Here is a 20402-nt window from a genome sequence, read left to right as displayed (position 1 = left end):
AATTTTACTCGTTAAAATGTTAAATTAAAACCGAACATGGTTAATTTCTGTAACGGATATACGAGCCCGTTTTCAGACGCAATTTCCGGATCGATCTCGAATTTGCGTACGTTGTCAAACGAAAACAAATTTGATGCATTTATATAAAGTCTGATATTGGATGATCCTATTTTGTTGCTGAGATTCTTCGGAATTACGTATCCCAGTTCTATGTTTTTCAATCGGAAATAACTTACATTCGTCACCCAAAAATCATTGGTATAATAGATGGGATGATCGCCACGTAGATTTTGCCTGATAGCAGGATAAGTTCCGGCTATCCACTGACTATTAGGGTCATACGGATCTTCGCGATGCCAACGATCTTCAAACATATAATGTGGTGCACTTCCGTTATTTTGGAAAGGGAATTTTAGCTCCCAGTTTCTTCGATAACTTTGCATTGTTGCACCGGCAAAATCGGCAGTAAGCGACCAGCTCTTCCAATTGAATCCGAAATTTAATCCATAACTCATATAAGGCTGTTCTCCAAGAGCATACCCGATTGGACGTTCATCCATATAATTAATGATGCCATCATTGTTAACGTCCTTATATTTGAAATCGCCCGGGAGCATGTCGGTATTTCCACGTCCATCGTTGTTAATCGGATAAGTTGCAATATCCTCCATCGATTCAAATCTTCCTATTATCTGGTAACCCCAAGTAATTCCTGTCCATCGGTCTTCAATAGAATTGCGATATTCATTCCACGAATTACCAAATCGTGGTTTGTATGACGACAACCATCTGCGACGTGCAAGAGATGCGTTAGCAGCCACTTTATATTTGAATTCACCAACTTCATCCTGATACGAAATTAACCCCTCTACTCCTCGATGGGCGTCAGATTCCAGATTTTCATTCGGGAGACTGTATCCTATCTCAGATGGCAATTTCACGTCGTAGCGTGCTGCCGGCAAACCTGTACGTCTTCTTTCAAACAAATCTATACTTCCGGTAAGTTTATATTGCATTAAGGAAAAATCTACCCCTATGTTCGTGGAATTATTTTTTACCCACGACAGATTTCTAATAGGTAGCCCTCTCGGTTGCAATCCATTTACAAATTTTCCATCAAATACCGAGCTACCCCAGCCATAATTAAAACCTCCAAGATAGTCGAAGGCATTCACACCCATTTCACTCCCTGTTACCCCATATGACCCTCTGATTTTTAAGTCATTTACAGAACTCTTTAAGGGTTCGAAAAAAGGTTCATCGGAAATACGCCATGCAGCAGAAAAACCCGGGAAAAAACCGAAACGACTGTCTTTGTAATAAAGATATGACCCGTCATATCGTCCAAGCAATTCCAACATATACCTTTCCTTGTAGTTGTAGTTAACTCTTCCGATAAATCCGGCTCGAGCCTGATAACTCCAATCGTCACCAAGATAATCCTGCTCGTAGAGATACATTTTTTCGATATAATTATTTGACGGCACAGTATGCACAACAAAATAAGTATTATCATAATCCGATCTTTCGTAAGCAAGAACTGCCGAAAGGGAATGATCGTTGAACGTTTTGTTGTAGTTAGCCTGAATCTGTTGAAAACGCTGGACAACATTGCGTTTGTGTTTCTCGCGCCACGGATTTTGGTTTCCCCACCCGGGCTGTGTGTAATAGGTATCAGTTTCTGGATCATATTTATAAGCATCATACGTATATTCGAAACCGTCAAAATCATCGTTTCGATAATTATATGAATATGTACCCTTTAACGATAATCCGAATTTAAAATCATATTTAGCATATAAATTTACGTTAGTCGTTCGTTGATAAATATCAATCCAGCCGGTTACATCGTCTTTATATGTTGCCGGGTTTACATTGACATTATGTGTCTGGTGAATATAATTGGGATTATCATTTGCATACGGGCTTTCGATCGGCCACATAGAGAAAACGCTCAATAGTGGATTAAAATAGTCATCCAATCCGGGAACACCCACATTATGTGTTTTTTCAAGAATTGCGGATATTTGTGTGCCAACAGAAAGACCTGTAGCCAAATTGGCTTCGATATTGGCTTGTACATTTGATCTGTTGTAATAAAAATCGGGCAAAATAGCCTGTTGATCTGTATTTCCTACTGACAGGTAATACGATGACCGCTTGGTACCTCCCGAAACATTTGCATTTACATAATATTGGGGAACATTGTTGCGAGTTACAATATCGAGGTAATCATAACTCTTGTACCCGGGTTCGCTACCCGCTTTCCACTTAGCTAATTCTTCGGGACTGTAGAGGCTGCTTGGGTCACGCCCATAATTTTGCTCCGACTCCAATCTGGCTCTAACAAACTGATATGCGTTGGCAGGTTTCGGATAACGGGTAAAATTCTGGACTCCATAATATCCATTAACGTTTATCTTCACATCTTCACCTTTACTCCCTTTCTTTGTCGTAACAAGGACCACCCCATTTGAAGCACGTAACCCGTACACAGCTGCAGATGCATCTTTAAGAATTGAAATGCTTTCTATATCTTCGAGAGAAAGATTATTGAATATGTTTTCACCTGAACCCTGCGACAAACCGAACGCATCAGACCCCGTAATTCCACTGTAAGCAATTCCATCGATTACATATAAAGGATTGCCCAAGTTTCTTATCTGCAAATTGATTCCTCTACCCGGTCGAGCATCTACTGCTCTGGTGGTTATACCCTGCACCTTTCCTGCAAGTGCCCCACTCAATGTTGTGGAATTGGATCGAACAATATCTTCGGCTTTCACGCTACTGATTGCTCCCGAAATGTTACGTTTCGATTGGGTTCCGTAACCGACAACCACAACCTCGTCCAACAATTCTGTGTCTTCGTACAATACCACATCTAAGTTATTTCCACTCACAACCAGCTCTTGCGTTTTGTAGCCGATATAGCTGAAAACAAGTGTAGCCCCCTGAGGAACATTCAAAGTAAATTTACCATTGACATCAGTAACGGTTCCATTCGAACTTCCTTTTTCGAGAACATTTACTCCGATCAACGGATCTCCCGCCGCATCCGACACTTTGCCTGTTACGGTATTTTGTGCCATCATTTCCAGACTGGACACTGCCGATACAAACAGCATAAACAAATAAATAAGTAATTTTTTTGTTTGCATAATACTTTTAAGGATTTAAAAAATTAATAAAAATTCCGCACAGCATTTGAAATAAAATTCAATCTAAATTTTCACTTCACGGATGCAAATTTTAGATTAAATAAGTGAACAATGGTGGACAAATGATTAAATAAAGTGGATAATTGGACATAAGTGTATTTTTAACACAATCATATCAAAATACATCTAAACATCTCACAGCTATTTTGAGAAATTATTGTTCATACTCAAGATGGAAATAACTATACATCATTTCTCCTCAATAAAGTACTATACTTTCAATCTACACATTGAAGCTTTCTGCTGAAATATTTTCCCTGCTATTTTTAAAAGATTTCAGAATCTCCTTATGATATCCATATACGGATACTGAAACTCCAATGGAATTGCAGGGATGAAGTCGTTTTCAGTCACCTTGTTATGCCACTTTTGGGCAAACAATATCAAACTTGTTCACAATTTATTCCGAAAAAAAGTGTAAGCGAGTAAAAAATTAAAATGGGTGTAGAGTGTTACGAGAGTACGTTTTTCGTGCGTATTTTTATAAGTATTTAATATTTAAGATTTATTGCGGAGAGAGAGGGATTCGAACCCCCGGAACCTCTCAGTTCAACGGTTTTCAAGACCGCCGCGATCGACCACTCTGCCATCTCTCCAATTTGCTGCGAATTTGCGGATGCAAAGATAGTACTATTTTCCATAAAGCAAAACAACTTGTGCGTTTTTTACTCGGCCAGATCATCAAAAAAACGGGAAATAATCGTAACTTTGTTTTCTAAACAAAAAAAAATCTGAGCATGTTATTTACCGAACTTCCATTGTGCGAAGCCCTGCAACAAGGACTCGAAGCGATGAATTTTACAGAAACTACACCCATTCAGGAACAAGCCATTCCGGTGATTCTCGACAAATGCGACGTGATTGCATGCGCACAAACAGGCACAGGTAAAACTGCTGCTTTTTTACTGCCCCTGCTCAACAATCTGCAAACCGAACCGCACGACGAACATAAGATAAACGCCATTATCATGGCTCCTACCCGCGAACTGGCTCAGCAAATTGATCAACAGATGGAAGGCTTTTCGTATTTTACGCCTTTTTCGTCGGTTGCCGTTTACGGTGGCAATGACGGAGATGCATGGGATGTTCAGAAGCGTGGACTCGTCAGCGGAGCTGATGTAGTGATTGCTACTCCCGGCCGACTGCTTTCACACATCAATCTTTATAAAATTGACTTTTCGGGCGTTAAATATTTCATCCTCGACGAAGCCGACCGCATGCTCGATATGGGCTTCTACGACGATATCATGAAAATCGAAAAACTGCTGCCAAAAGATCGTCAAACCATCATGTTTTCGGCTACTATGCCGCCCAAAATTCAACAAATGGCAAAAACCATCCTGCGTAATCCGAAGGAAATCACCATTGCCATTTCACGTCCGCCCGAAACCATCCTGCAGTCCGCTTATGTGTGTTATGAAGAACAAAAACCGGCAATCATCAAACACCTGTTTGGATCAAAAAATCCAAAAAAAGTAATCCTATTTTCGGGGTCAAAGTCAAAAGTGAAAGAAATTTACCGAATGCTTCGAAAAATGGGATTGTCGGCAGGCGAAATGCATTCCGATCTCGATCAGGCACAACGCGACCATATCATGCACGAATTTCGAAACGAACGCGTCAACACTTTAGTGGCAACCGATATCGTAGCGCGCGGAATCGATATTGACGACATCTCGCTGGTGATCAACTACGACGTTCCCTACGAAGTTGAAGATTACGTGCACCGCATTGGCCGCACGGCTCGCGCGGGTGATTCAGGAATGGCTATCACGCTGGTTTCGCCAAAAGAACAGTTTCGCTTTCACCGGATTGAAAGTTTTCTTCAAAAAGACATATACAAAATTCCATTGCCAAGCGAAATAGGAACAGCTCCCGAATATAATCCGGCGAAAGAGCGAAAAAGCGGAAAACAAGGTTCATCGAGAAACAAGAAGAAGGTAAAAACAACTTCAGCCACATCCAAACCGCAAGCAACCGAGAAAAACAGTGAAAGCACCAATAAAGTGCCACGCAAAAAGCATTTCTATCGCAATCACGCCAACTCATCAAAATAGCGAAGCCGGTCTGATAAAAATCAAACCGGCCTCTGATTAGAATAATCAATTTGAGCACAATTACTCAAAGATTATTCTGCTTTTCTTTCCAACTGAATAATCTCCATGCCTCGCAAAATGGCCTGCTCGTTAAGTGGAAGGGTATTGTGATAACGTTCCGGAAGCGATTTTTTTAGGCCTTTCATCACATTTTCGAGTTTCACCATGGGCGACACCTTGAGTAATCCGCCCAAAACGATCATATTAAATACTTTTGTATTCGACATCTTCATCGATTCGTCCATCGCATCGATTTTATACACATCGATATCCTTTCGGGTGGGAGGTTGATGAATACCGTATCCGTCGTAAATAAGAATACCCCCGGGCTTTACCTTGTCCTCAAATTTGTCGAGCGAAGGCTGATTAAGCACGATTGCCACATCAAATTGGCTGACAATCGGCGAACTAATCGGTTGATCGGAAATGATTACCGTTACGTTGGCAGTCCCTCCGCGCTGTTCGGGACCATAAGCGGGCATCCACGAAACTTCCTTATCTTCCATTATCCCCGAATATGCGAGAATCTTACCCATAGACAATACACCCTGTCCGCCAAAGCCTGAAATTAAAATTTCCTGCAACATGTTTTTTAGTTTGTGTTTAGATATTCTTCAAATCACCAAGAGGATAAACGGGAAACATATTTTCGACCATCCAATCATTGGCTTCGGCCGGGGTCATTTTCCAACCGGCATTACATGTCGATACGATTTCGACAATGGATAGTCCTTTATTCTGCATTGAATTTTCAAATGCAAGACGAATCTTATTTTTGGCTTTTCTCACAGCTGCAGCCGTGTGAACACTCTGGCGCGTTGCCAGACACACCCCATCCAACAAGGCAAGCAAATCAAGAATCTTTAGCGGATTCCCTGTTGTGTGTACGTCACGGCCTTCGGGACTGGTAGATGTTTTCATGTGATCGAGAGTCGTCGGAGCCATCTGTCCACCGGTCATCCCATAAATGCCGTTATTGATGAAAATGATAGCTATATTTTCACCACGATTAGCTGCGTGGAGGGTTTCACCGGTACCAATTGCTGCAAGATCACCATCGCCCTGATAGGTGAAAACGAGTTTGTCGGGGCAAAGTCTTTTAACTGCCGTCGCCAGTGCCGGAGCACGTCCATGTGCAGCTTCCTGCCAGTCAATGTCGAGATATTTGTAGGCCATGACGGCACATCCCACCGGAGCAATGCCGATAGATTTATCTTGTAATCCCATTTCTTGTATGACTTCGGCTATGAGTTTGTGCACAACACCATGAGAACATCCCGGGCAGTAATGCATTGGAACTTCATTCATCAATAATGGTTTCGCATAAACCAAATTTTCGGGACTTATGATATTGTTTGCATCCATAATTGTTATTGTTTAGAAAATCGATAAAAAAAATAGAGCACTAGTGCTGATCCTCCCGCATACCAGGTATATCGCATATTTTTGTCGGAGACAAAATAAATGATAATCGTGGCTGCGAAAGCAATTAAGAATAAAATCAAAAAGATTTTGTGAACGCGAGGAGTCATCGTCGCAAATTATGCGTTTATAATTTTTTCCTTTAGAGCCGCTAACGCTTCATCCGGGCCGGGAACTATACCGCCCATGCGTCCAAAGTATTCGACCTTTGTTTTGCCGTTTACGGCCAAGCGAACGTCTTCGACCATTTGTCCGGCATTCATCTCAACAGTGAGAAAACCTTTCACCTTATCAGCATAACGATTAATAATATCATAGGGATATGGCCAAAGAGTAATCGGGCGAATCATGCCCACTTTGTATCCTTCCTCACGAGCAAGATCGATTGCTCGCTGACAAATGCGGGAAGCTGAGCCAAAAGCTACGAAAATATAATCGGCATCATCGCACTTAATTTCTTCGTATCTAACCTCGTTCTTTTCTACTTCCCTGTATTTGTTTTGAAACCGAATATTATTTTGTTCTTGTATTTCCGGATCAAGCTCAAGTGAAGTAATGATATTCGGTTCCCTGTCAGGAGTTTTACCGAGGGTTGCCCAAGGACACTGTTTGCGAATTTCTTGTTCGGTTCGCCGGCGCCGGTATTCCGGTAAACGTACTTTTTCCATCATCTGACCAATGACGCCATCGGTCAGTATCATGGCGGGATTGCGATATTTGAAAGCCAACTCGAAACCAAGAGATACAAAATCGGCCATTTCCTGCACAGAATTGGGAGCAAGTGTTATGAGGCGATAATCGCCGTGACCTCCACCTTTCACCGTTTGAAAATAATCGGCTTGCGAAGGCTGAATGGTTCCAAGACCAGGTCCGCCTCGTTGCACATTGACAAGGAGACAAGGGAGTTCGGCCCCTGCCAAATAGGAAATGCCTTCCTGCATGAGACTTATGCCGGGACTCGAGGATGAAGTCATCACATATTTTCCACACGATGCACCACCATATACCATGTTTATGGACGCTGTTTCGCTTTCTGCCTGCAACACAACCATACCTGTTGTTTTCCACGGAGCTGCATCCATGAGAGTTTCGATGATTTCGGATTGAGGGGTAATGGGATATCCAAAATAGCCATCTACTCCATAGCGAATAGCCGCGTGAGCAATGGCTTCGTTACCCTTCATTAACGATATTTCTTGAGACATAAATTTGATTTTGCTTGACTACGTTCTAAAACGATTTATTCATAATAATATAATGGGCGTCTTATTTATCCAATTTTTTTACGATATACGGTAAGACACCCGTCGGGACACACAAGTCCACAATTAGCACATCCAATACATTCATCCGGATTTTTCATATAAACGAAGTGGTAACCTTTATTGTTCACTTCGCGAGGTTGTAGTTCCAATACATCGGTGGGGCATGAAACAACGCAAAGATTACATCCCTTGCAGCGTTCGGTGTTTACCACGACGTACCCTTTGACTTTTGCCATTTATTGTTGGTTTTTTATCAATACTCTATTGCAAATATACATTGATAGAGATTAGATTTCAATTTTTAAATGTTAATTCTTCGATCGGAGACAGTTTCCGATGATGGCACTTCTATTTGATTTATAACAATTTCCCATAAAAATAATCGACTTTTCCGGTAGATTGCCTACAAATGTTTCAATTTATAACGAATATCTTTGAAATTCGTTCAAATCATAATTCTTTTCTTTTTTATACTTACCATTCAAATATCGCATCATTCATCCATAATCCTTGTGTTCGGAGTGTCTGTTCTATAACGTCGCGGGCAACACCCTCACCACCTTTGAATGGAGATATGTATTTGGCTATTCGTTTGATTTCGTGATCGGCATCTGCAGGTGCTATCGGCAACCCGACTTCCATCATTACGTGGTAATCGGGAATATCGTCGCCAATGTATGCAATTTGGTCACGACGAAATCCCGTTCTATCCATATAATCAGCCAAGTCAATCATTTTGATGGATGATTGCATATAAATGTCTTTCACGCCGAGCGCCTCACAGCGAACTCTGACTGACATGCTGTTTCCACCCGTTATGACAGCAACTCCAAAACCGGCTTTAACAGCTACATTTATAGCATACCCATCACGAATATTTACAGTCCGCAAAGGTTCGCCTTCGGAGGATAATCCGATAGTTTGTCGAGACAAAACGCCATCGACGTCAAAAACGAATGCTCTGATTTTCGAAAGATCATAATTTATCATTGTCTTGAAGAATATTTACGAATGCTTTGGCTGATGAGTCGATAGAGTTCTCTGGTCAACGCGTCGTCAATCAGATCGATGTGTGCATTCATCACTTGTTCGTCAAAACGAATCGCAGGGCCGGTTTGTGCTTCACGCGGATGTAATTGATGGACTTTGGCTGCTGTTTCGTCGATGAGCGGTAACAGTACATCAAAAGGAATTTGATTTTTTTCAAGCAATTGGGCAGCCGTTGCATACATGTGATTGACAAAATTGCATGCAAAAACTGCGGCCAAATGCAGATATCGACGTTTTTCGCTTTCAATATAGTGTACAATGGGAGATAAACCGCAGGCAAACTCTTGAAGTTGCTCGCAAACTTTTGAATCATTGGCTTCAATAAACAGCGGAATCTTCTCGAAATCGATTTCACGTTTTTTACTGAATGTCTGCAACGGATATAATACGCCATACCGATCATGATAAGGCCGAAAAATATTCATCGGAATGCTGCCGGCAGTGTGTATCCAAATCCCTTCCGTTTCAGGCATTTCGGCCAATACCTGATCCAACGCGTCATCCTTTACCGAAAAAATATAAATGTCTGCCGATGGATTGATTTGCGATAGAGTATCGGAATATGAAGCGTTAACTTTTTCGGCAAGAAGTCGAGCATTTTCAGCAGATCGGCTATAAACCTGCAAAATACAATGGCCTTTCTGCTTTGCCGCAATAGCCAAATGAGTAGCCACATTTCCCGATCCGATAAAAACGATCTTCATTGTTTTGTCGATATGATAATCAGTTCATCTGTCAAAATCAAAAAGAATTTTATGAACGATAACTTCCGATATGTACTTTTTCCCAAGGCAAATCGTCAATGTCATGCGGCGTGCGGGGTTTTTCTTTTCTACCGAAAGCAAGGATACAAAGAGGTTCCAAAGGTGCGGGAATATTCAACAAGTCATTGATGTAATCGGCGGAAGTAATTGTTTCGGAATAATTTCGTTCACGAACCTGTATCCAACATGCACCAATGTTGAGATCTTCGGCCTGAAGAAGCATGGAAGTAGAAGCGATGGAAGCATCTTCAATCCATACATCACTCAATATCGGGTTACCCAACACGATCACGGCCAATGCTACCCCTGTCAAAAACGAAGCTGAGTTGGGTTTGCATTTCGACAATTTTTCGAGCATTTCTTTATCTTCAATCACAACAAACTCCCACGAACGACTGTTCTTAGAAGTAGGCGACAACAAGGCAGCTCTCAAAATTAATTCGGTTTCTTCAGAAGAAATTTTTTCGTCGGCAAATTTTCGGATGCTCCGACGGCGGATAAGTATTTCTGAAACGTCGCTCATGCAATAATTTATTTTCGATTGCTTGTGCAAAAGTAGCCATAAAAATCGCATAAAACTTATCAAACAGGTAAAATCAAAAGATTATCGTTTTTTTAAACATTTTTCAGAGATATACGTTGTATAACAAAATCATGAAATTTGGAGTTTCTTCAAAAGAATAAATATCTTTGTTTAAAAATCGCAGTTTAAAAATTTCATCATAATAATTATCACATTCAAAAGCCCATGAAAATTCATGAATATCAGGCGAAAGAAATTTTTGCGTCTTACGGACTTCCTGTAGATAAAAGTTATGTCTGCAAAAATGTGGATGAAGCCGTTAAAGCCTACAGGGAGATTGGTTCACCTCGAGCTATTGTCAAGGCTCAAGTACTCACCGGAGGAAGAGGCAAAGCCGGTGGCGTGAAACTTGCAAACAACGAAGACGAACTCCGCAAGCATGCAGCCGCTATTTTAGGGATGACGATCAAAGGATTGAAAGTCGATCGTATTCTCGTTGGTCAGGCTGTGAATATCGCTTCCGAGTATTACGTAAGTTACATAGTCGATCGGGTTTCAAAATCCACGATACTCATGCTTAGCAAAGCAGGTGGAATGGATATAGAAGAAGTGGCACGCACAACTCCCGAAAAAATTCACAAGATCATTATCGATCCACTTGTTGGTGTGCCCGATTATTTGGCGCGCGAAGCTGCTTTCAAACTTTTCGACAATATGAATCAGGTGAAACAGGCTATCCCGATTTTCCGGAAACTCTATAAACTGTTCGTTGAAAACGATGCCTCTCTTGCCGAAATCAATCCGCTCGTTCTTACCGACGAAGGCAATATTATGGCCATTGATGCCAAAATGACCTTCGATGACAACGCGCTTTATCGTCATCCTCAAATCGCATCGCTTTTCGAACCGACTGAAGACGAAAAAAAGGAACAGAATGCCAAAAGCAAAGGATTTAGCTACGTAAACATCGGCGGCAATATTGGTTGCATGGTGAATGGTGCCGGACTTGCAATGGCCACGATGGACATTATTCAGCTTTATGGCGGCAAACCGGCCAACTTTCTCGATATCGGAGGCAGTTCCAATCCCACTAAGGTAATCGAAGCCATGAAACTGCTTCTTAGTGACAAAAACGTCAAAGTGGTATTGATTAATATTTTCGGAGGAATTACTCGTTGCGACGATGTAGCCAGAGGCATTCTCGAAGCTTTTAAGATTATTACAACCGATATTCCTATCGTTATCCGCTTGACGGGCACTAACGAAAAAGAAGGTCGAGCTCTTTTGGAGGGTACGGATTTCTTCGTTGCCGAAACTATGGGCGAAGCTACCCGAAAAGCGGTGGAACTTGCTCGATAACATATTTCACGGATATTGCATTTTTATTTATTTTTCAGAAAAAAAACATTACAACTTTACCGCTTTTTTTAAAAATCGAAAAAGCAAAAACATAGCATTTATGAGCATTTTAATCGATAAAAATACGCGACTGATTGTTCAGGGAATTACCGGACGCGACGGGAGTTTTCACGCCTCAAAAATGAAAGCTTATGGCACAAAGGTTGTCGGAGGGACATCTCCCGGAAAAGCGGGAGAAAATGTAGATGGGATCCCCGTATTTAATACGGTGAAAGATGCCGTAAAGGAAACCGGAGCCAATACTTCGGTAATTTTTGTTCCTGCTCCTTTTGCAAAAGATGCAATGATGGAAGCCGCCGACGCTGACATTAAACTCATCGTGTGCATCACCGAAGGAGTTCCGACGTTGGATGTGGTTACGGCTCTCCGTTTCATCAAAGAAAAGGGTGCTTGTCTGATCGGGCCGAACTGTCCGGGCTTGATTTCACCCGACAAAAGTCTGGTCGGCATTATGCCGACGATGATTTTCAGGCAAGGCGGAACGGGAGTTATCAGTCGAAGCGGTACGCTTACCTACGAAGTGGTTTACAATCTGACTGCTAACGGAATGGGGCAATCCTCTGCGGTTGGTGTGGGTGGAGATCCTGTCGTTGGACTCTATTATCAAGAATTGCTGCAAATGTTCGAAAACGATCCCGAAACCGACTCGATCGCTTTGATTGGTGAAATCGGAGGAGATGCTGAGGAAAGAGCTGCAGCATATATAAAGGAACACATCACTAAACCGGTTGCAGTATTCATTGCAGGACAATCGGCGCCTCCCGGTAAACAAATGGGCCATGCCGGCGCAATTATTTCGAGTGGAGCCGGAACAGCTGCCGGAAAAATAGCCGCTTTCGAAGATGCCGGCGTTCCTGTCGCTAAAGAACCGAGCGAAATTCCTGCGTTATTAAAAAGAAAAAGATAAATCCTTGTGAAAAGCGACAAACCTGAAGTTTTGACAAAACATCAGGTTTGTTGTTTTAAAACCTGCAAATAATTTCGTCTCCCAATTGCTTGGCTTTGGCAATCGCAGAGGGATTGGAAGCGTTTAAATCGTATTTCGAGGCAAGAGGAAGGGTCAATTGAATATTTGCAGGAACAATATTCGGATTGCTTATCCGATCGCGATTTTCGAGATAAATGTAAACCCAGAATTCTTTACTTCCAAAATACTCAAGCGCCAATTGGCGCAGGGTTTTCCCCGCGGACAACATCACCTTTACCGGCTTTTCGACAGATTGATTTTCGATGGTATCTGCCGGTTTAACCTCCGTAAGCTGGGCAGCGGGCTTTGTTGTTTCGTTTGAAACGATTCGTTTCTCAATTTTCAATTCTTGCCTTTCTCGTTTTTCGATTGGCACGAAAAAAAAAAGAATTGCTGCCGCAACGGCAACAACGCCCATTATGGGAACAAATAAGTTTTTCTTTTTGACAAGTTTCTTTGAATGAAGCGATTCATAAACAGATTTTTCTGTTGGCGTGCACTCGGCAATTTCATGAACAGTTTCTTCTCGCTCAATAATTGGAGAAGCGATTTCATTTTCCTGTGTTTCGATAACCCGATCTTCCAAAACAGCCTCGATCGACTCGGACAAGATAATTTCGTCCTTTTCTTCTTCCGAATCCGAAATCGTCATCAAATCGGGCTCAAACCCTTCGTTAAGCAATGTCGGTTCAAAATTTGCGAAAGGTTTATTTACCAAATCTTTCAACGATTTATCGGGAATGAAAATGTGAGTTTCGGTCGAATCGTTCTGATTTTCATGCTGCAACATAAATGTTCCCCATCGATCAATCTCCACACGCCGAGCGGAACGAATAATCGAAAACAATTCGTTCAGAAAGTTAGATGCACCCTCAATCGTGGTTTTGTTTCGCGAAACAATAAGCCTAGCCAAATCATGTATATTTATGCCTTCTGACAATTCCTTATCCCCGATTATGGAGTAGAAAACCGGATCGATTTCAGGTGGCATCAGATAACGTTCTCCTGTTTTGGAATGAACTAATATATATTCATTCTTTTTCGAAATCGAAAATTTACCGAAAGCATCGATAAATACTGGAACTCCTTCGGCTAATTTTTCACCAATGATGGAAACCATGCAATCGAGAACCTCCGAAACATTCGAAAATGGCCATTGCAAATGTTCCGAGATAAGCGCAACAAGATCATCGTTTGTCATTTTTCTTCAAGGTTTTCAAGTTAAGCTATTGTTCCTAAAAGATCGAACGGCAAAGCCGATTTAATCTTTACATCGTAAAATTGGCCAATCGTCAAGGGTTGATTTTTTTCGATTAACACTTCGCCATCCACCTCGGGCGAATCAAATTCCGTGCGACCGATAAAATAATCTTGCTCCTCACGATCGATGATCACCTTCATTGTTTTTCCTACTTTCGATTTGTTAACCGAAAGAGCTATCTCTTCCTGCACGTCCATCAAGGCATCCATTCGTTGCTGCTTTGTTTCGGCAGGAACATCATCGATATAGTGCCGATCGCTATAAGTGCCCTCTTCATGCGAATAAGGAAAAGCACCTAAACGTTCGAAACGGCTCTGTTGCACAAAATCCAAAAGTTCTTCAAAATCCTCCTGCGTTTCGCCGGGATGCCCAACCATCATAGTCGTGCGCAAATGTATGCCGGGAACTTCCTCACGAAATAGCTTGATAAGTTCAATCGTTTGCTGTTTGGAAATATTGCGCCGCATCAACTTCAACATGTGATCGCTGATGTGCTGCAAGGCAATATCGAGATAATTGCACACATTATCGCGTTCGCGCATCACACGCAGCAAATCGGTGGGGAAATGAGCCGGATAGGCATAATGAAGGCGTATCCACTGCACACCTTCAATGTCAGAAATTCTTTCGACTAGTTCGGGAAGCTTCATGGATTGGTACAAATCAAGACCATAGTAAGTCAAATCCTGAGCAATCAGTTGAAACTCCTTAACCCCATCAGCCACCAAATGTCGAACTTCATCTTCGATATCGCCTATCGAACGCGATTTGTATTTACCTGTAATCAAAGGAATTGAGCAATAGCTACAAGTGCGATCACAACCTTCGGATATTTTAAGATAAGCATAATGAGGAGGCGTAGAAATCATCCGATCTGTCGAAAGCTCATTGTGATAGGATTTACCGAGATCCGAAATCAGTGCATTCCAGTCGAATTTTCCGTAAAACTTGTCAACTTCTGGAATTTCCTGTTCGAGTTCTTTGCGATATCTCTCAGAAAGACAGCCCATCACGAAAAGTTTTCGAAGCTGATTCTTCTTTTTGGCTTCGGCAAAAGACAGAATAGTGCCGATGGACTCCTCTTTGGCATCGCCAATGAAACCGCAGGTGTTGATTACGGCAATTTCGCCACGCGGCTCCCGAGGATCGTGTTCGATGGTGTAGCCATTGGCAACAAGCTGTCGCATCAATCTTTCGGAATCGACAAGATTTTTGGAACATCCCAATGTGATGACGTCTATTTTATTCTTTATCATGAATTCGAAATTTCCTTGTCTCTATGCTAAAAACTTCTACTCGCCAAAAAGAGAATCGACAAAATCTTTGCGACGAAATACCTGTAAGTCTTCCATTCCTTCGCCCAGACCGATGTATTTGACAGGAATATTGAATTGATCGGAAATGCCGATTACAACACCTCCTTTGGCTGTTCCGTCGAGCTTGGTAATTGCCAATGCTGTCACTTCGGTAGCTGCCGTAAATTGTTTTGCCTGTTCAAAAGCATTCTGACCTGTAGAACCGTCGAGCATAAGAAGCACTTCGTGGGGAGCATCGGGAATAACTTTGCTCATGACGTTTTTAATCTTAGTCAACTCGTTCATCAAATTGATTTTGTTGTGCAAACGACCGGCGGTATCGATAATCACTACATCAGCATTATTCGCTTTGGCTGAATTTAATGTGTCGAAGGCGACCGATGCAGGATCCGATCCCATCTTCTGCTTGATGACGGGCACGCCTACCCTTTCCCCCCAAATCACCAACTGTTCTACGGCTGCAGCCCGGAAAGTATCGGCCGCTCCCAGATAAACGGACAATCCACGTTGTTTGAACTGATATGCCAGTTTGCCGATGGTAGTTGTTTTACCGACACCATTCACGCCCACAACCATGATAACATATGGCTTTTTTCCCTCGGGAACAGAAAAATCGTCCACATCGTCTGAACTGTTCTCCATGAGCAATGCGGCAATTTCTTCGCGCAAAATTCGAGTAAGTTCTTCCGAATTAATGTATTTATCGCGTGCTACACGCTCTTCAATTCGATCAATAATTTTGAGAGTGGTATCTACTCCCACGTCCGAAGTTACCAGTATCTCTTCGAGTTGATCGAGCACGGCATCGTCCACTTTCGATTTGCCGGCAACAGCTCGATTGAGTTTCGAAAAAAAACTTTCTTTCGTTTTTTCCAACCCTTTGTCGAGCGTCTCTTTTTTCCCTCTTGAAAATATATCAAATAATCCCATGATTTTTATTTATACTACTTTTGCAACCTTTTTTTACGACAAAAGATTGTTGATGCAAAGCTACAAAATAGCGAATAAAAAACTTCCCCACACGAAAATGCAGGGAAGTTTTTACATATTTTTAACTAAATTTATTTCGCAAAAAAGTCTTTTACGCTGTCGTTCGGAACCATTTCTTCGTGAAAAGTGTAAGCTCCTGTTTTGGGCGATTTCACCATTTTAATTACTTTGGTATGGGTACGTCCTGTTGTTGTTGATTTGTCGCGGAATCCGGCGACTGCTTTCTTTGCCATGGTTTAATCCTGTTTTACTTGATTTCTCTATGAACCGTAACTCTCTTAAGAATCGGATTGTATTTTCTCAATTCGAGTCTCTCTGTCGTATTTTTTCTGTTTTTTGTGGTAATATACCTCGATGTGCCGGGCATTCCACTATCTTTGTGTTCGGTGCATTCCAAAATCACCTGCACTCTGTTTCCTTTTGCTTTCTTTGCCATTGTTTCTGTCTCCTATAAAAAATTAAGCGTTCAGATATCCCTTGGCAGCAGCCTGCTTGAGAGCAGCATCCAAACCGATTTTATTAATCGTGCGCAAACCCGAAGCCGATACGTTCAGTACAATCCAAGCGTCTTCTTCGACCCAGTAAAATTTCTTCTTGAACAAATTCACATTGAATTTGCGTTTGGTCTTCTTGTTGGAGTGAGCAACGTTATTGCCAACCATTGCTTTTTTCCCCGTAATCTGACAAATTTTAGCCATTGCTATATCGTATTTTGTTGTTTCTTAATCGTTCTGGTGATATTTGACCACAAATCAGGGCGCAAAATTAATGATAATAATTATACTTTCCAAAGTTTTTAAGAAATATATTTCTCTTAAAATGTCAAAATTCATGTTCGAAATATGAACACGATCAGCAATAAAGTCTTATTTTCTTACAAGGCCCTGTTCTATTTGCGTAAATTATTACTGATAGTATCTCACAAACCATTCGTAAAATCGATGAATTCCCGTTTCAATCGATGTGGAAGGCTTGTACCCGAAATCTTTTTCGAGCAGTGAAGTGTCGGCATAAGTGCTGACCACGTCCCCCGGCTGCATTTCTGCCATTTCCTTTATGGCTGCTTTGCCGGTCACCTTTTCGATGGTTTCGATAAAATCCATTAGTTTCACCGGAGCAGAGCAACCCATATTATAAATGGCATAAGGTATTGCCTGTTGTGGTGGAGAAGGGATAATCTTTAAAGTTCCTTGTACGATATCGTCGATGTAGGTAAAATCGCGTTCCATGTTGCCGTGGTTGAATACCTTGATTGGCTTTCCCGACAAGATTGCCGACATAAACAGAGAGGGAGCCATATCGGGGCGCCCCCATGGTCCATATACCGTGAAAAAACGAATTCCGGTTGCAGGAATTCCATAAAGTTTGCTATAGGTGAAGGCCATCAGCTCGTCGGCTTTTTTTGTTGCGGCATACAGACTTACCGGCGAATCTGTTCGATCCGATTCGCTATAGGGTATCTTGGCATTGGCACCATATACACTGCTCGAACTGGCAAAAACAAGATGATTTACCGGATAATGCCGACAGGCTTCCAATACATTGATAAACCCCACAATATTGGAATCGATGTAGGCGTACGGATTTTCCAGCGAATACCTTACTCCTGCCTGAGCGGCCAAATGGACAACATGCGTAAAATTCTCGTTCTCGAAAAGCGTTTGAAGTCTTTCCCTGTCGGTAATATCCAACAATTGAAATCGATAGGAAGGATGCTTTTCGCTTTGCACAAATTCATTGTCCTTGATTTTTTCCTCATCTATTCCGGCATTTTTCAAACGGGCATATTTCAGCCCTACATCGTAATAAGAATTAATGTTGTCAATGCCTATCACTTCATGATTATCTTTCGATAAGGCATTCGCGATATAAGATCCGATAAATCCCGCTACACCTGTAACCAATATCTTCATTTTGAAATTTTTAAAAAACGACTATTGTGTAATCTCCTACTTTATAATGGACATGGCTATCGACAACTCGGCGCAAATCGGCGTCTTTTTTCCATTTTCTTTCTGGAAGAAGTACGATTTGATCGTCAAGTGTATTTTTGGTAAGAACATCTTTCTCTATTATCTTTATATCTGTACCTAAATACACATCCATATTTTCTGCGCGCCGTACACCATATACCCGGTAATCGGAGATACGATTTTCCCGAGCAAGTGTTTTAGCTTTTACACACAAATCACGCCATCCCAAATAGGGGTTCAACTCTGGCATCGAGAACCCCGCCACAAAGATGGTCAACAAAATACCGACAGACATTGTCGTTATAGCCCTATAAGTATCTTTTTTGCGATACAAAAGATACAAAAGGATCAAACCCGTCAATGTCAATATTCCTCCTGCAGCGAAAACAAAAATAGTTCCGAGAAAAGCCGTTTCTTCTAAACGACTTATATAAATAATAGCAGGCAAAACGACTACAAAAATTGCTGCTGGCAACGCTAATGCGAATCTTATCCATTTATTCCGAAGATCGAATTTTTTGATTAAAAGCATGGATAAGAAAACGGTAAAAGGTATTAACGGAAGCAAATAAACATCTAGCTTGGAACTGATAAAAGAAAGCATTAAAAAGGTAGAGAGAATGATGATCGAGAAAAACTGTTCAAGCTCCGTTTCGATTTTCTTTTTAATCAATGCCACCACGAAAAGGCCAATACTCAAAAAAGACCATGGAGCTATTGCATACCAAATAGTGAAAAAATAATAGTAAAATGGTTCTTTGTGATGAAAGGAATTCACACCTCTATCCACAGTTTGATGAAACAAAAGATTGTTAAGATAAGCACTTCCTCCTTCAAGAAAAACGCCTGCAAACCATATTCCACAACAAACCAGCAAAATTATCAAACTTTTCCAGCCCCAATATTTCCAAAAAGTGTTTATTTTCTTTTTATAAAGCAAAAATAGAGTTGTCGAGACCAACGGCACCAACAAGCCCAGCGGACCTTTGGAAAAAAGCGCTAAAAAAACATAGAGAGGAAAGAGAAAAGTATCGATTTTGCTGTTTTGCCCCTTATATATTTTATAAAAAGTATAAAGTGACAAGGTAATAAACATTACCATCAACATATCCATGCGAATGAAGAAGGAAAGACCGGCAAACAGTCCACATGTCATCAACATAAGAACGGGCTGTTGGCTGTTATCACTGCTTTCGTTTCCGATCCATCGATCCATCACAATTATCGTAATCAATGCAGGTACAAATGATAACAAAGAGTAAAACCACATATAATGACCTCCCAAAATCGATTTGCCGATCATCATCAACCAAAAATACAAAGGCGGTTTATCGGCATAAATTTCTCCTTGATTGGTAAAGGCAAAAAGAGTTCCATTACGCAAAGCTTCATCGACGATGCTAAGATAACGCAACTCATTATCGGGAGTAAAATCCCGCATAATCATCATGGGCAACAATGCAACGAGCCAAAACAGATAAAAATATTTATGCTTCATTGTGACTTATTTTTTTGCTTTGAATATCAATCATGATATTTCGGATATAGGCAACGAATCCGAAAGACTGTCCCAGTATGAGCACTGGATCAAACCTAAAGAAGGCATACACGATAATGATGAAAGATCCAATCAGGCTCCAAACCCAAAACCCAAGCGGAAGAACCGAACAATGATGTATAAGACCGTAAACCCATTGATAAACAAAACGCAACGAAAAAATGATCTGACCGATAGAACCAAAAATAAGCAACCACAAAGGAATATCTTTGTTGTGAAAAAAAGTAAGATCGAATGACGAGGGATCACGAAGCATGTATGCAACGGCAGCAACTGGGGTGAGCAAGAGCAACACTTTTACGATACCGACTATTTTGTTCCAAAGTCCCTGCATATTAATATTCCACAGATAAACATAATATGAAATGAATTGCCCGAGAATTATGGAAAAATCATCCCTAAGTACCCCATAAATAAAAAGAAGATATGAACCAATTATGCTTAAGACCCAAAACGCCGGAGGAGAAAGTACTTTTCGTGCTTTTTCGGTAACAATCCATTGATAAAGAACACGGGCAGAAAAAAGTAGCTGAGCCAACAATCCAACCCCAAAAACCCAACTCTGAGTAGATTGCAT

The 20402-nt window shown here is 41.3% G+C and carries 20 protein-coding genes and 1 tRNA gene; 3 read left to right on the top strand and 18 right to left on the bottom strand.

The features are described 5' to 3' along the window. Positions 1 to 11 precede the first annotated feature (11 nt). The gene (locus EJN84_RS03400; RefSeq protein WP_129594112.1) at positions 12 to 3161 is read right to left on the bottom strand and encodes a SusC/RagA family TonB-linked outer membrane protein; all 3150 of its coding nucleotides are present in this window, start codon (positions 3159 to 3161) and stop codon (positions 12 to 14) included. A 571-nt stretch (positions 3162 to 3732) separates the two neighbouring features. Then, positions 3733 to 3817: transfer RNA gene (locus EJN84_RS03395), tRNA-Ser, on the bottom strand. Positions 3818 to 3958: 141 nt separating this feature from the next. Here EJN84_RS03395 and EJN84_RS03390 point away from each other — a divergent pair. Continuing rightward, on the top strand, positions 3959 to 5278 hold the full coding sequence (locus EJN84_RS03390) for a DEAD/DEAH box helicase (RefSeq protein WP_129594111.1): 1320 nt from the start codon (positions 3959 to 3961) through the stop codon (positions 5276 to 5278). A gap of 71 nt (positions 5279 to 5349) precedes the next feature. On the opposite strand, the gene EJN84_RS03385 is transcribed toward EJN84_RS03390, so the two are convergent. From EJN84_RS03385 to EJN84_RS03355, 7 genes are all read right to left on the bottom strand, one after another. After that, positions 5350 to 5904, bottom strand: a complete 555-nt coding sequence (locus EJN84_RS03385; protein WP_129594110.1) for a 2-oxoacid:acceptor oxidoreductase family protein — start codon at positions 5902 to 5904, stop codon at positions 5350 to 5352. Positions 5905 to 5920: 16 nt separating this feature from the next. Then, positions 5921 to 6682 (bottom strand): thiamine pyrophosphate-dependent enzyme, encoded by a 762-nt coding sequence (locus tag EJN84_RS03380; RefSeq protein WP_129594109.1) that lies wholly within the window; start codon positions 6680 to 6682, stop codon positions 5921 to 5923. Between the two features lie 176 nt (positions 6683 to 6858). Further along, a complete protein-coding gene (locus EJN84_RS03375) occupies positions 6859 to 7944 on the bottom strand; it encodes a 3-methyl-2-oxobutanoate dehydrogenase subunit VorB (RefSeq protein ID WP_129594108.1) in 1086 nt (361 codons plus the stop codon). 65 nt (positions 7945 to 8009) lie between these two features. Continuing rightward, on the bottom strand, positions 8010 to 8240 hold the full coding sequence (locus EJN84_RS03370) for a 4Fe-4S dicluster domain-containing protein (protein WP_101487318.1): 231 nt from the start codon (positions 8238 to 8240) through the stop codon (positions 8010 to 8012). Positions 8241 to 8478: 238 nt separating this feature from the next. Further along, complete coding sequence (locus EJN84_RS03365) at positions 8479 to 8994, bottom strand: KdsC family phosphatase (protein ID WP_129594107.1); 516 nt, start codon at positions 8992 to 8994, stop codon at positions 8479 to 8481. Continuing rightward, on the bottom strand, positions 8991 to 9758 hold the full coding sequence (locus EJN84_RS03360; protein WP_129594106.1) for a Rossmann-like and DUF2520 domain-containing protein: 768 nt from the start codon (positions 9756 to 9758) through the stop codon (positions 8991 to 8993). The genes EJN84_RS03365 and EJN84_RS03360 overlap by 4 nt, the downstream gene beginning before the upstream one ends. A 49-nt stretch (positions 9759 to 9807) precedes the next feature. Beyond that, positions 9808 to 10341, bottom strand: a complete 534-nt coding sequence (locus EJN84_RS03355) for a nitroreductase family protein (RefSeq protein WP_129594105.1) — start codon at positions 10339 to 10341, stop codon at positions 9808 to 9810. Between the two features lie 225 nt (positions 10342 to 10566). On the opposite strand from EJN84_RS03355, the gene sucC reads away from it, so the two are divergent. Continuing rightward, positions 10567 to 11700, top strand: coding sequence for an ADP-forming succinate--CoA ligase subunit beta (sucC, locus tag EJN84_RS03350; RefSeq protein ID WP_101487322.1), 1134 nt, complete (start codon positions 10567 to 10569; stop codon positions 11698 to 11700). 100 nt (positions 11701 to 11800) lie between these two features. Then, entirely contained in the window at positions 11801 to 12667 is an 867-nt protein-coding gene (gene sucD, locus EJN84_RS03345; RefSeq protein WP_129594104.1) for a succinate--CoA ligase subunit alpha, read from the top strand. Positions 12668 to 12722: 55 nt separating this feature from the next. Here the strand turns inward: sucD and EJN84_RS03340 are convergent, their stop codons facing one another. From EJN84_RS03340 to EJN84_RS03300, 9 genes are all read right to left on the bottom strand, one after another. Next, the gene (locus tag EJN84_RS03340) at positions 12723 to 13928 is read right to left on the bottom strand and encodes an HU family DNA-binding protein (protein WP_129594103.1); all 1206 of its coding nucleotides are present in this window, start codon (positions 13926 to 13928) and stop codon (positions 12723 to 12725) included. Between the two features lie 20 nt (positions 13929 to 13948). After that, positions 13949 to 15244, bottom strand: a complete 1296-nt coding sequence (rimO, locus tag EJN84_RS03335) for a 30S ribosomal protein S12 methylthiotransferase RimO (RefSeq protein ID WP_129594102.1) — start codon at positions 15242 to 15244, stop codon at positions 13949 to 13951. A gap of 36 nt (positions 15245 to 15280) precedes the next feature. Continuing rightward, the gene (gene ftsY / locus EJN84_RS03330; protein ID WP_129594101.1) at positions 15281 to 16234 is read right to left on the bottom strand and encodes a signal recognition particle-docking protein FtsY; all 954 of its coding nucleotides are present in this window, start codon (positions 16232 to 16234) and stop codon (positions 15281 to 15283) included. A gap of 131 nt (positions 16235 to 16365) precedes the next feature. After that, complete coding sequence (locus EJN84_RS03325) at positions 16366 to 16527, bottom strand: DUF4295 domain-containing protein (protein ID WP_129594100.1); 162 nt, start codon at positions 16525 to 16527, stop codon at positions 16366 to 16368. Between the two features lie 14 nt (positions 16528 to 16541). Then, on the bottom strand, positions 16542 to 16730 hold the full coding sequence (gene rpmG, locus EJN84_RS03320) for a 50S ribosomal protein L33 (protein ID WP_129594099.1): 189 nt from the start codon (positions 16728 to 16730) through the stop codon (positions 16542 to 16544). Between the two features lie 22 nt (positions 16731 to 16752). Next, positions 16753 to 16992, bottom strand: coding sequence for a 50S ribosomal protein L28 (rpmB, locus tag EJN84_RS03315; RefSeq protein WP_129594098.1), 240 nt, complete (start codon positions 16990 to 16992; stop codon positions 16753 to 16755). A 207-nt stretch (positions 16993 to 17199) separates the two neighbouring features. After that, the gene (locus EJN84_RS03310; RefSeq protein ID WP_129594097.1) at positions 17200 to 18207 is read right to left on the bottom strand and encodes an NAD-dependent epimerase/dehydratase family protein; all 1008 of its coding nucleotides are present in this window, start codon (positions 18205 to 18207) and stop codon (positions 17200 to 17202) included. A 10-nt stretch (positions 18208 to 18217) separates the two neighbouring features. Then, positions 18218 to 19765, bottom strand: coding sequence for an ArnT family glycosyltransferase (locus EJN84_RS03305; protein ID WP_129594096.1), 1548 nt, complete (start codon positions 19763 to 19765; stop codon positions 18218 to 18220). Further along, the gene (locus EJN84_RS03300; protein ID WP_129594095.1) at positions 19755 to 20402 is read right to left on the bottom strand and encodes a lipid-A-disaccharide synthase N-terminal domain-containing protein; all 648 of its coding nucleotides are present in this window, start codon (positions 20400 to 20402) and stop codon (positions 19755 to 19757) included. Before EJN84_RS03300 ends, EJN84_RS03305 begins: the two co-directional genes overlap by 11 nt.

Origin of the sequence: Seramator thermalis (assembly GCF_004138125.1) — a bacterium.
GTDB lineage: Bacteria > Bacteroidota > Bacteroidia > Bacteroidales > Dysgonomonadaceae > Seramator > Seramator thermalis.
The sequence above is the reverse complement of the archived record's forward strand: the minus strand, read 5'-3'. Positions and strand labels throughout refer to the sequence as shown.

Excerpts from the sequence above, each read along its gene's own strand:
- rimO (WP_129594102.1), bottom strand. The coding sequence starts at position 15,244 with ATGATAAAGAATAAAATAGACGTCATCACATTGGGATGTTCCAAAAAT.
- EJN84_RS03355 (WP_129594105.1), bottom strand. The coding sequence starts at position 10,341 with ATGAGCGACGTTTCAGAAATACTTATCCGCCGTCGGAGCATCCGAAAA.
- EJN84_RS03340 (WP_129594103.1), bottom strand. The coding sequence starts at position 13,928 with ATGACAAACGATGATCTTGTTGCGCTTATCTCGGAACATTTGCAATGG.
- EJN84_RS03365 (WP_129594107.1), bottom strand. The coding sequence starts at position 8,994 with ATGATAAATTATGATCTTTCGAAAATCAGAGCATTCGTTTTTGACGTC.
- EJN84_RS03310 (WP_129594097.1), bottom strand. The coding sequence starts at position 18,207 with ATGAAGATATTGGTTACAGGTGTAGCGGGATTTATCGGATCTTATATC.
- sucD (WP_129594104.1), top strand. The coding sequence starts at position 11,801 with ATGAGCATTTTAATCGATAAAAATACGCGACTGATTGTTCAGGGAATT.
- ftsY (WP_129594101.1), bottom strand. The coding sequence starts at position 16,234 with ATGGGATTATTTGATATATTTTCAAGAGGGAAAAAAGAGACGCTCGAC.
- rpmG (WP_129594099.1), bottom strand. The coding sequence starts at position 16,730 with ATGGCAAAGAAAGCAAAAGGAAACAGAGTGCAGGTGATTTTGGAATGC.
- EJN84_RS03390 (WP_129594111.1), top strand. The coding sequence starts at position 3,959 with ATGTTATTTACCGAACTTCCATTGTGCGAAGCCCTGCAACAAGGACTC.
- EJN84_RS03385 (WP_129594110.1), bottom strand. The coding sequence starts at position 5,904 with ATGTTGCAGGAAATTTTAATTTCAGGCTTTGGCGGACAGGGTGTATTG.
- EJN84_RS03375 (WP_129594108.1), bottom strand. The coding sequence starts at position 7,944 with ATGTCTCAAGAAATATCGTTAATGAAGGGTAACGAAGCCATTGCTCAC.
- rpmB (WP_129594098.1), bottom strand. The coding sequence starts at position 16,992 with ATGGCTAAAATTTGTCAGATTACGGGGAAAAAAGCAATGGTTGGCAAT.
- EJN84_RS03360 (WP_129594106.1), bottom strand. The coding sequence starts at position 9,758 with ATGAAGATCGTTTTTATCGGATCGGGAAATGTGGCTACTCATTTGGCT.
- EJN84_RS03370 (WP_101487318.1), bottom strand. The coding sequence starts at position 8,240 with ATGGCAAAAGTCAAAGGGTACGTCGTGGTAAACACCGAACGCTGCAAG.
- EJN84_RS03325 (WP_129594100.1), bottom strand. The coding sequence starts at position 16,527 with ATGGCAAAGAAAGCAGTCGCCGGATTCCGCGACAAATCAACAACAACA.
- EJN84_RS03380 (WP_129594109.1), bottom strand. The coding sequence starts at position 6,682 with ATGGATGCAAACAATATCATAAGTCCCGAAAATTTGGTTTATGCGAAA.
- sucC (WP_101487322.1), top strand. The coding sequence starts at position 10,567 with ATGAAAATTCATGAATATCAGGCGAAAGAAATTTTTGCGTCTTACGGA.
- EJN84_RS03305 (WP_129594096.1), bottom strand. The coding sequence starts at position 19,765 with ATGAAGCATAAATATTTTTATCTGTTTTGGCTCGTTGCATTGTTGCCC.
- EJN84_RS03400 (WP_129594112.1), bottom strand. The coding sequence starts at position 3,161 with ATGCAAACAAAAAAATTACTTATTTATTTGTTTATGCTGTTTGTATCG.
- EJN84_RS03300 (WP_129594095.1), bottom strand. The coding sequence starts at position 20,402 with ATGCAATCTACTCAGAGTTGGGTTTTTGGGGTTGGATTGTTGGCTCAG.